The organism is Pseudomonas syringae, assembly GCF_021606685.1.
Lineage (GTDB): Bacteria > Pseudomonadota > Gammaproteobacteria > Pseudomonadales > Pseudomonadaceae > Aquipseudomonas > Aquipseudomonas syringae_R.
The window spans coordinates 1-8133 of record NZ_WKCB01000130.1; the positions used below are offsets into that span (position 1 = coordinate 1).

Sequence of the window (8133 nt, forward strand, 5' to 3'; positions counted from 1 at the left end):
GCATTGAGTGACAACACCGCACGCTTCCGCCTGGGCTGAGCGCTGCAGCCCCTCTCCTTTGTGGCGAGCGGGCTTGCCCGCGTTGGGCTGCGTAGCAGCCCCAAACCCGGGTGCTGAGTTCTTTCAGGAAAAACGCAGCACCTTTAGAGGGGCCGCTGCGCAGCCCAACGCGGGCAAGCCCGCTCGCCACGGGGGAGGGGGCGTGCTGTTTAAGTTTGAGGCGCCGATGACGCTGGCGCTGCGCGAATTACTTCGCCGAGGTGTGCAGCACTTCGATCCACAGCGCGCCTTTGCCTGACGCCGCCTCACCCACACGCTTCAAGGCGCCGCTGGCGCTGACCGCATAGGTGCCGACGGTTGCGCTTTTCTCGCCGGTCACTAACAACCACTGGCCGTTGGGTGAAAACGCGATGTTGCGCGGCTGTTTTTCGGCGACCGGGTAGTTGTCGATAAAACGCAGGCCGCCGGTGGCTGTATCCACCGCAAACGCCGACACCGAACTGCTGGTGCGTTCGCTCATCAACAGCAGCTTGCCGTCCGGCGACAGGCGCAGGTCGGCGGCCCAGATGCGCGGCGTCGGGTCATCCTTCAAGTCATTGTTGCGTGCATCGCGCACTTCGCCGTGGGCCAGCTTCAAGCGCTCGGGAATGCCATTGGCCACGCCGATCTGCGTGAGCGCACCGGTGTTGCCGTCGATGGCAAACGCGGTGACGGTGCCGCTCATTTCACCGACCACGTAAAGGTATTTACCGTTGGCCGAAAATGCCAGGTGCCGAGGCCCGGTGTTGGCCGGCACGCTCACGTAACCACTGCCGATCGGCGTGAGTGCGCCGGTGTTGGCGTCGAAGCGGTATTGCAGCACGTGGTCGCTGCCCAGGTTGCCCGCGTAGGCAAAACGGTTGCTCGGGTCGGTGCGCAGCGAGTGTGCGTGCGGGCCGGTCTTGTAGGTCAGGATTGGCTCCGCCTGCTTCACAGGCTGCACGCTGAGCGTGTCGGCGCCATAAGACGCGGCAAGCAGATAACGCCCGGCGCGGTCCGTGGCCAGGTACGCCATGCTCTCGGCCAGTGGCGCCTTGGACTGCGGCGTCAAATGCCCGCTGGCCGGGTCGATGGCAAACGCCTGGACCTGGAACGGTTTGACCCGCAACGCCGCATACAGGGTTTTACCGTCGGGGCTCAGGGCCATCGGGTTGACCTGATCGCCCGCCGTGATCTGTTCGACCAGGCTCAGCGCACCGTTGCTTTCGTCGAGACGGTACTGGGAAATCAGCCCATCGCCGGGGCTGGAGATGTACGCAAAGGTGGCGGCGTGTGCCTGCACACTGAGGCCACAGACGACGGCGGCGGCCATGAGAAGGGGTTTACTCACGATAGATCCTTATTTTTATGGTTGTGGTCAGTCATCGTATGACTGTCTGTGAATCTCGGCAACGGTTGTTTGCGCGGGCGAGTCGCGAGGTCATGGCGAGGTGAACCTTCAGCGCCTGCAGGGCTCACTTGTAAGGTCGCCCTGTTCATTGCCGAAAGGAATCCGCATGCCTTCACCGTCGCCAACGGCCCCCCTGCACGGCCCCGTCGAACGCGAACTCAGCCTGCGTGCCGTGATCACCGGCACCGTGCTCGGTATCCTGCTGACGCCCTCCAATGTGTACGCCGGGTTGAAGATCGGCTGGTCCTTCAACATGTCGATCATCGCGTTGCTGGTCGGTTACGCGATCTGGCAAGGCCTGGCCAAGCGCTCGCCCGAGCAACTGCCGTGGACGCTGCATGAAAGCAATATCAACCAGACCGTCGCGTCGGCGGCCGCGTCGATCATCTCCGGCGGGCTGGTGGCGCCGATCCCGGCCTACACCCTGTTGACCGGCAACCAGCTGGACGCGCTGCCGATGATCGCCTGGGTGTTCTCGGTGAGTTTCCTGGGCATCTGGATCGCCTGGTACCTGCGCCCCTCGTTGCTAAACGACAAGGCGCTGAAATTTCCCGAAGGCATGGCCACCCTCGAAACCCTGCTGCACATCTACAACCATGGCCGCGAAGCCGCGACGCGCCTCAAGGTGCTGCTCAGCGCTGCATTGCTGTCCGGGTTGGTGAAGTGGCTGGACACCTTTATGTGGGCCTTCCCGCGCTGGTCGCCGAGCCCTGCGATGGAGCGCCTGACCTTTACCGCCGACCCTTCACTGTTGCTGCTGGGGTTTGGCGGCATCATCGGCATTCGCGTAGGCCTGACCCTGCTGCTCGGCGCCTTGCTCGCCTGGGGCGGCCTGGGCCCGTGGCTGTTGGCACAGGGCCTGGTAAGCGTGCCGCCGGGCAGTACCGGACCGCAATTCGCGGCTCTGGTGGAGTGGTTGCTGTGGCCCGGCGTGAGCCTGATGGTGTGTTCGACCCTGGCCTCGTTGGTGATTCGGCTGTGGGCGTTGCGCACCGCCACCCGCGCCGACGGCGGCGCGATCTGGAGCGTGCCCAAACCCGGACCGGCCGCCGGTTTTGTGCTGTCGATAGGCTTGGTGGTGGGCCTGCAGGCGTTGCTGTTCGGCATCAACCTGTGGATGGCCTTGCTGACCATTCCCCTGGCGATCTGCCTGGCCGCCGTGGCCGCGCGCGTGGTGGGCGCCACCGGCATTCCGCCGATTGGCGCCATTGGGCAACTGTCGCAGCTGAGCTTCGGCATCGTCGCGCCCGGGCAGGTGCCGATCAACCTGATGAGCGCCAACACCGCAGGCGGTTCGGCCGGGCAATGCACCGACCTGATGAACGACTTCAAGGTGGGCAAGGCGATTGGCGCTACGCCGCGCAAGCAAGTGATCGCACAGATCCTGGGGATTTTCATTGGCAGCATCGTCGGCGTGTTCGCATACCTGGCGCTGATTCCCGACCCGCAATCGATGTTGCTCACCGAAGAGTGGCCCGCGCCGGCGGTGGCGACCTGGAAAGCCGTGGCGCAAACCCTGACCCATGGGCTCGATTCATTGTCGGTAAGCATTCGCTGGGCGATTGCCCTGGCCGGTGTGGTGGGGGTGTTGCTGGGGCTGCTCGACAGCCTGTTGCCTGCGCAGCGCGCGCGGTATTTGCCAAGTTCTGCGGCGTTGGGCCTGGCGTTCGTGCTGCCGGCATCGGTGTCGCTGATGATGGCGCTGGGCGCGATACTGACCTGGCTGGTGAGCTGCCGGTGGCCGAGCATCACCGAGCGTTTCGCGATTACGGCGGCGGCAGGCCTGATTGCCGGGGAGAGCATCACCGGGGTGGGGGCGTCGTTGTGGCAGATGGTGAACTAGCGGCTGGTGCGCAGCCCCGGTGGGAGCAGACAAGCCTGTTCCCACCGACGGCCCTGGTTGTTTTAACCGGCTACTTACTTGGCAAACGCGTACTCGCCGCCCTGTTCCAGCGCCTGGCGATACGCAGGCCGTGCCTGGAAGCGCTGCACCCACGCCGCGAGGTTCGGGTACGCCTGCAACTTGCCCTGGGCCTTGGCGATTTCGCCGATAAAACTCATCTGGATATCCGCGCCGCTCAACGTCTCACCGAGCAAGTAGGGCGTGTGCGCCAGCGCGTCGTTGAGGTAGCCCAAGTAATTGGCCACTTCGGACTCGATACGCGGGTGCAACGGCGCGCCGGCATCACCCAGGCGGCCGACGTAGAGGTTGAGCATCAGCGGCAGCATGGCCGAGCCTTCGGCGAAGTGCAGCCATTGCACGTACTGATCGTACTCGGCAGTCGTCGGCGCAGGTTGCAGGCGGCCGTCGCCATGGCGGCGAATCAGGTAGTCGACGATGGCGCCGGATTCGATCACCACAGTGGCACCGTCTTCAATCACCGGGGATTTGCCCAGCGCATTGATCGCCTTGAGTTCCGGCGGTGCGAGGTTGGTTTTCGGGTCGCGCTGATAACGCTTGATCTCGTACGGCAGGCCAAGCTCTTCAAGCAGCCACAAAATGCGCTGTGAGCGCGAGTTGTTGAGGTGGTGAACAATGATCATGAGAACTCCGCTGGGCAAGGGGTGTGCAGCAACAGACTGCTGCGCCGTCGTAGAGTGCCTTCAATCGGCGTGTGGGCCGATCAACGCACCACGTTGAGCGCTTTGTATTCATACACCGAGCGCATGTTGCTCGACGTGGTTTCCAATGTCAGGGCCACGCCCAGGTCTTCGATAAACGCGCGCGAGGTCTTGTAGTCGCCCTGGTCGCACTCAAGCTTGATCGCGTCGCCGGTCAACGAGGCAAACACCTGCTGCGCCGGGAAGCGCTGCCCGACCTGGCAGGTCAGCGAGGTTTCGATCGGTGTATCGGTGGGCTTGCCCGGCACGTTGGCCATGCGCAGTTGGGCGGTCAATGTCTGGCCTGGCGCCCAAAGGGTGGGTACGTTCAGCTCGATGTCGCGGGTTTGCAGGACCTGGCCATCGCCTACGCCATTCATCTTCGACTTGAGCTGAATCAGGTCCGCCTGCACCAGGCGCTCGACGTGGAAGTTCTCGCTGTAGATCTCGTCCTTGTTCAACAAACCACCGGCAGCGGCGGCGAATTTCACCGTGGTCGGGGTGTCCTTGCTGCCATCGCTCTTGGTGGCCTGGTAGGTGTAGTTCAACGTCTTGAATTTGGGCTGCAACAGCGCTGAGTCGAGGCGTTGCAACACGTTGGCGGGTACGGCGACATCATTGATGCTCGGCTCAACCACGGTGCGCGGGTAATCAACCGGCGCGATGTCCGGACGCAACCAGACCAGCAGCGCCGCATCGACGCCACCCTGCACCGAGCAACTGATGCGCGATTGCGTGCCTTGCTTGCCTTCCGGTTCCACCAGCAGCACGCGTTCGACGTTGCGGGTGCCCGGGGCCGTGCCGGGGCGCGGCTTGATCGCCTGCCAGCGGTCGCCGACCTTGAGTTCACTGCGGATATATTCGCCGTCGCCTTTTTGCAGGCGCGCCGGTTGCTCCAGCAGCGGTGCGAGGCGCTGGGCCACCTCGTCGACAGTGCCTTCCACCACGAAGCCCCAGTAATAGTAGAGCCCCAGCGAACCGAGGTCGGTGGCCTCGTCGGCGTACGACAACAGCTTCAAACCGCCAATCGGCGGCGCGCTGATTGGCACCGAGTTGGCCTGGCGGTCGGCGCGGTTTTTGACCGCGATCCAGCTGAAGTTTTTTTCCTGCTTGAGCGGCGCGTAGGCCTGCCAGGCGTCCCGGTGGGTGTTCAGGCTGCTGAAGAAGGTTGCGTCGCAGCGGGTGAATGCCTTGAGTGTGTCGGTCAGCGCGGCGTCGTCGGCATGGGCGATGGCAGGCGCGAGCAGGGCTGAGGCGAGGAGCAGGGCGGACGCGGGCAACTTCATAAAGCAGGATTTCCGTATCGGGGCGTGGGCGGGCATTATCACGGAAATAACGTCCGCCGCGCTATCGCAACGCCGATCAACTGTGGGAGCTGTCGAGCCCCAGCGAGGCTGCGAAGGCGGCGGCATTGCCAGCGTATTTATCGCCTGACGCACCGCTTTCGCAGCCTCGCTGAAGCTCGACAGCTCCCACAGGGAAGGTGGGGCTTCAATGCCGTCAAGCAGATCATCGGGTAACGGTTGATGGTGCGGCGCCCTGGTATTGCACGTCCTCCCCCTGAGTCACCCTAGAAATTATCGCCCCAATTGCACAGCTTGCTTTCGCTCAACGGCACAGACTTGCCCTCGATGTGTCCCACAAGCATGCGCTTGAGCGTCACCCCGCACTTGTACCGCCCGGCGGCGTCAAGCTCGTAGTCCATACCCGCTTCAGGCACGAAGCTGATCATGTTGTAGCAACGGTTGCCGATGTAGTGAAACGCAATGGGCTGCCCGGCGGGCACCTGCAGTTCACTCATCACCGTGGCGTCCGAGTAGCGTTCGACGGGCGCCATGCCCAGGGTTTCGCCATTGCGGTTGGCGTAGCCGTCACGCTGCGCCACCATCACACCCGCGCCAGGCAGGCGGAAGTTGATGCAGTTGGAGTTGGGCACGCCCCTGACCATGCCATCGCTGATGACCCGCAAGCGCACGGTGTCGCCACCGGCCGGTGTTGAGTAGGGGGTTGAAAACGACCGCACATCCGTCAACGCGCCACAGCCGGTGAGTGCGGCCAGCAGGCTGATACAGAACAGTGAGTTAAACGGGCGCGACAGGGTATTCATGAGGTTGCTTCCATGCGAGGTCAATTGCGCAGATTAACAGCCTGGCAAAGCCGATGGCAGCGCTGTATCAGCCAGGTGAATAACCGCACAGCGTGGCAGCCCTTACCAAACGTCTCGGCACTTCGCGAGGGCACAGCTTTGCTGATACGCTACTAGTAGCTCAACGCCATACCTCCCAGGTGCCACCATGAAAACCCTCCGCACCGCCTTTCCGGCGGCTTTTCCGCGTGGCACCTCCCTTGAATCGGAGACGGCCCTTTCCGACATTGAGTTCCTGCACCGCATCAGCCTGGACCTGATCGCCGAACAAGAACTCGAAGCCCTCTACGGCAAGATCGTCGACGCGGCCGTGTCCATCACCGGTGCGCAATGTGGCACCATGCAGTTGCTATGCCCCCACGAGCATCCGTCGGGGCACGGCGGCGAGCTGCAACTGTTGTGCTCGCGCGGCCTGCCGCCCGAGGCCGTCGGGTTCTGGCAATGGGTGAGTCCGCTGGCCTATAGCAGTTGCACCATGGCGTTGCAGCTCGGCCAGCGCGCAATCATCCCCGACTTCGAACAATGGCCTGACATCGCCGAGACGGAAGACCTGCTGGCCTTCCGCCGCGCCGGTATTCGCTCGGCCCAGACCACCCCGTTGCTGTCACGCGATGGGCGTTTGCTCGGCATGATCTCCACCCACTGGAACACGCCGCACCAACCGTCCGAGCGTGACCTGCGCCTGCTCGACATCCTTGCGCGCCAGGCCGCCGACCTGCTCGAGCGCACCCTCGCCGACGAGTCGCTGCGCGAAGCCCAGGCCCAACTGCGCGCGCTCAATGAAACCCTCGAACAGCGCGTGGCCGAGCGCACCGCCATGCTTATGCAGGCCGAAGAACAACTGCGCCAGTCGCAGAAGATGGAAGCCGTGGGCCAGCTCACCGGCGGCCTGGCGCATGACTTCAACAACCTGCTGGCCGGTATCTCCGGTGCGCTGGAACTGATGAGCCGCCGCCTCACCCAGGGCCGCCTCAGCGAAGTGGATAAATACATGGTCGCCGCGCAAAGCTCAGCCAAACGCGCCGCCGTGCTCACCCAGCGCCTGCTGGCGTTCTCGCGCCGTCAAACCCTGGAACCGCGTGCTACCAACGTCAACAGCCTGATGTACGGCATGGCCGAACTCATTCAACGCACCGCCGGCCCCGGCATCCAGATCGAAACCGTCGGCGCCCCCGACGCCTGGACCACCTTCGTTGACGTCAGCCAACTGGAAAACGCGCTGCTCAACCTGTGCATCAACGCCCGCGACGCCATGCCCCAAGGCGGGCGCATCACCCTGCAAACCAGCAACTGCCGGCTCGACCGCAACGCCGCGCGCGCCCTCGACCTCGCCGAAGGTGCCTACCTGTGCCTGAGCGTCACCGACACCGGCACCGGTATGCCGCCGGACGTCATGGCCCACGCCTTCGAGCCTTTCTACACCACCAAGCTTATCGGCCAGGGCACCGGCCTGGGCTTGTCGATGATCTACGGCTTCGCCCAACAGTCCGGCGGCCAGGTGCACTTGCACTCCACCGTCGGCGAAGGCACCCGCGTGTCCCTCTACCTTCCACGCCACCACGGCGCGGCCAGCCTCGATGAACTGGCGCCGGGCCAGGCACCTCTCGAGGTCGCGCAACACGGCGAAACCGTCTTGCTGGTGGACGACGAATCCACCGTACGCATGCTGCTCTCGGACGTACTCGGGGAGCTGGGCTACACCGTGATCGAAGCGGCGGACAGCGCCGCGGGCCTGAAACTGTTGAGATCGGACGTGCACATCGACTTGCTGGTGACCGACGTAGGCCTGCCAGGCGGCATGAATGGCCGGCAGATGGCAGAGGCGGGCCGGGAGTTGAGGCCGGGGTTGAAGACGCTGTTTATCACCGGCTACGCGGAGAACGCGGTGATGGGCTATGGGCAGCTGGAGCCGGGGATGGGGGTGTTGACCAAGCCGTTTGCGGTGGAGGTGTTGGGG

The 8133-nt window shown here is 64.0% G+C and carries 6 protein-coding genes; 2 read left to right on the top strand and 4 right to left on the bottom strand.

Annotated elements, in window-relative coordinates; all coding sequences use genetic code 11:
- Positions 1 to 247: 247 nt before the first annotated feature.
- Positions 248 to 1369 (bottom strand): lactonase family protein, encoded by a 1122-nt coding sequence (locus tag GIW02_RS26575; protein ID WP_236419878.1) that lies wholly within the window; start codon positions 1367 to 1369, stop codon positions 248 to 250.
- A 166-nt stretch (positions 1370 to 1535) separates the two neighbouring features.
- On the opposite strand from GIW02_RS26575, the gene GIW02_RS26580 reads away from it, so the two are divergent.
- Positions 1536 to 3272 (top strand): OPT family oligopeptide transporter, encoded by a 1737-nt coding sequence (locus tag GIW02_RS26580; RefSeq protein WP_236422201.1) that lies wholly within the window; start codon positions 1536 to 1538, stop codon positions 3270 to 3272.
- A 74-nt stretch (positions 3273 to 3346) separates the two neighbouring features.
- On the opposite strand, the gene GIW02_RS26585 is transcribed toward GIW02_RS26580, so the two are convergent.
- The 3 genes from GIW02_RS26585 to GIW02_RS26595 form a co-directional block, all read right to left on the bottom strand.
- Positions 3347 to 3973: a glutathione S-transferase gene (locus tag GIW02_RS26585; RefSeq protein WP_236419525.1), complete on the bottom strand. Its 627-nt coding sequence runs from the start codon at positions 3971 to 3973 to the stop codon at positions 3347 to 3349.
- An 80-nt stretch (positions 3974 to 4053) separates the two neighbouring features.
- Positions 4054 to 5316: a hypothetical protein gene (locus GIW02_RS26590; RefSeq protein WP_236419526.1), complete on the bottom strand. Its 1263-nt coding sequence runs from the start codon at positions 5314 to 5316 to the stop codon at positions 4054 to 4056.
- Between the two features lie 284 nt (positions 5317 to 5600).
- Entirely contained in the window at positions 5601 to 6137 is a 537-nt protein-coding gene (locus GIW02_RS26595; RefSeq protein WP_236419528.1) for a cupredoxin domain-containing protein, read from the bottom strand.
- 187 nt (positions 6138 to 6324) lie between these two features.
- Here GIW02_RS26595 and GIW02_RS26600 point away from each other — a divergent pair.
- On the top strand, positions 6325 to 8133 hold a 1809-nt coding region (locus GIW02_RS26600), incomplete at its 3' end, for an ATP-binding protein (protein ID WP_236422202.1).

Coding starts and splice junctions, on each gene's coding strand:
- GIW02_RS26590 (WP_236419526.1), bottom strand. CDS start 5,316: ATGAAGTTGCCCGCGTCCGCCCTGCTCCTCGCCTCAGCCCTGCTCGCG.
- GIW02_RS26585 (WP_236419525.1), bottom strand. CDS start 3,973: ATGATCATTGTTCACCACCTCAACAACTCGCGCTCACAGCGCATTTTG.
- GIW02_RS26595 (WP_236419528.1), bottom strand. CDS start 6,137: ATGAATACCCTGTCGCGCCCGTTTAACTCACTGTTCTGTATCAGCCTG.
- GIW02_RS26580 (WP_236422201.1), top strand. CDS start 1,536: ATGCCTTCACCGTCGCCAACGGCCCCCCTGCACGGCCCCGTCGAACGC.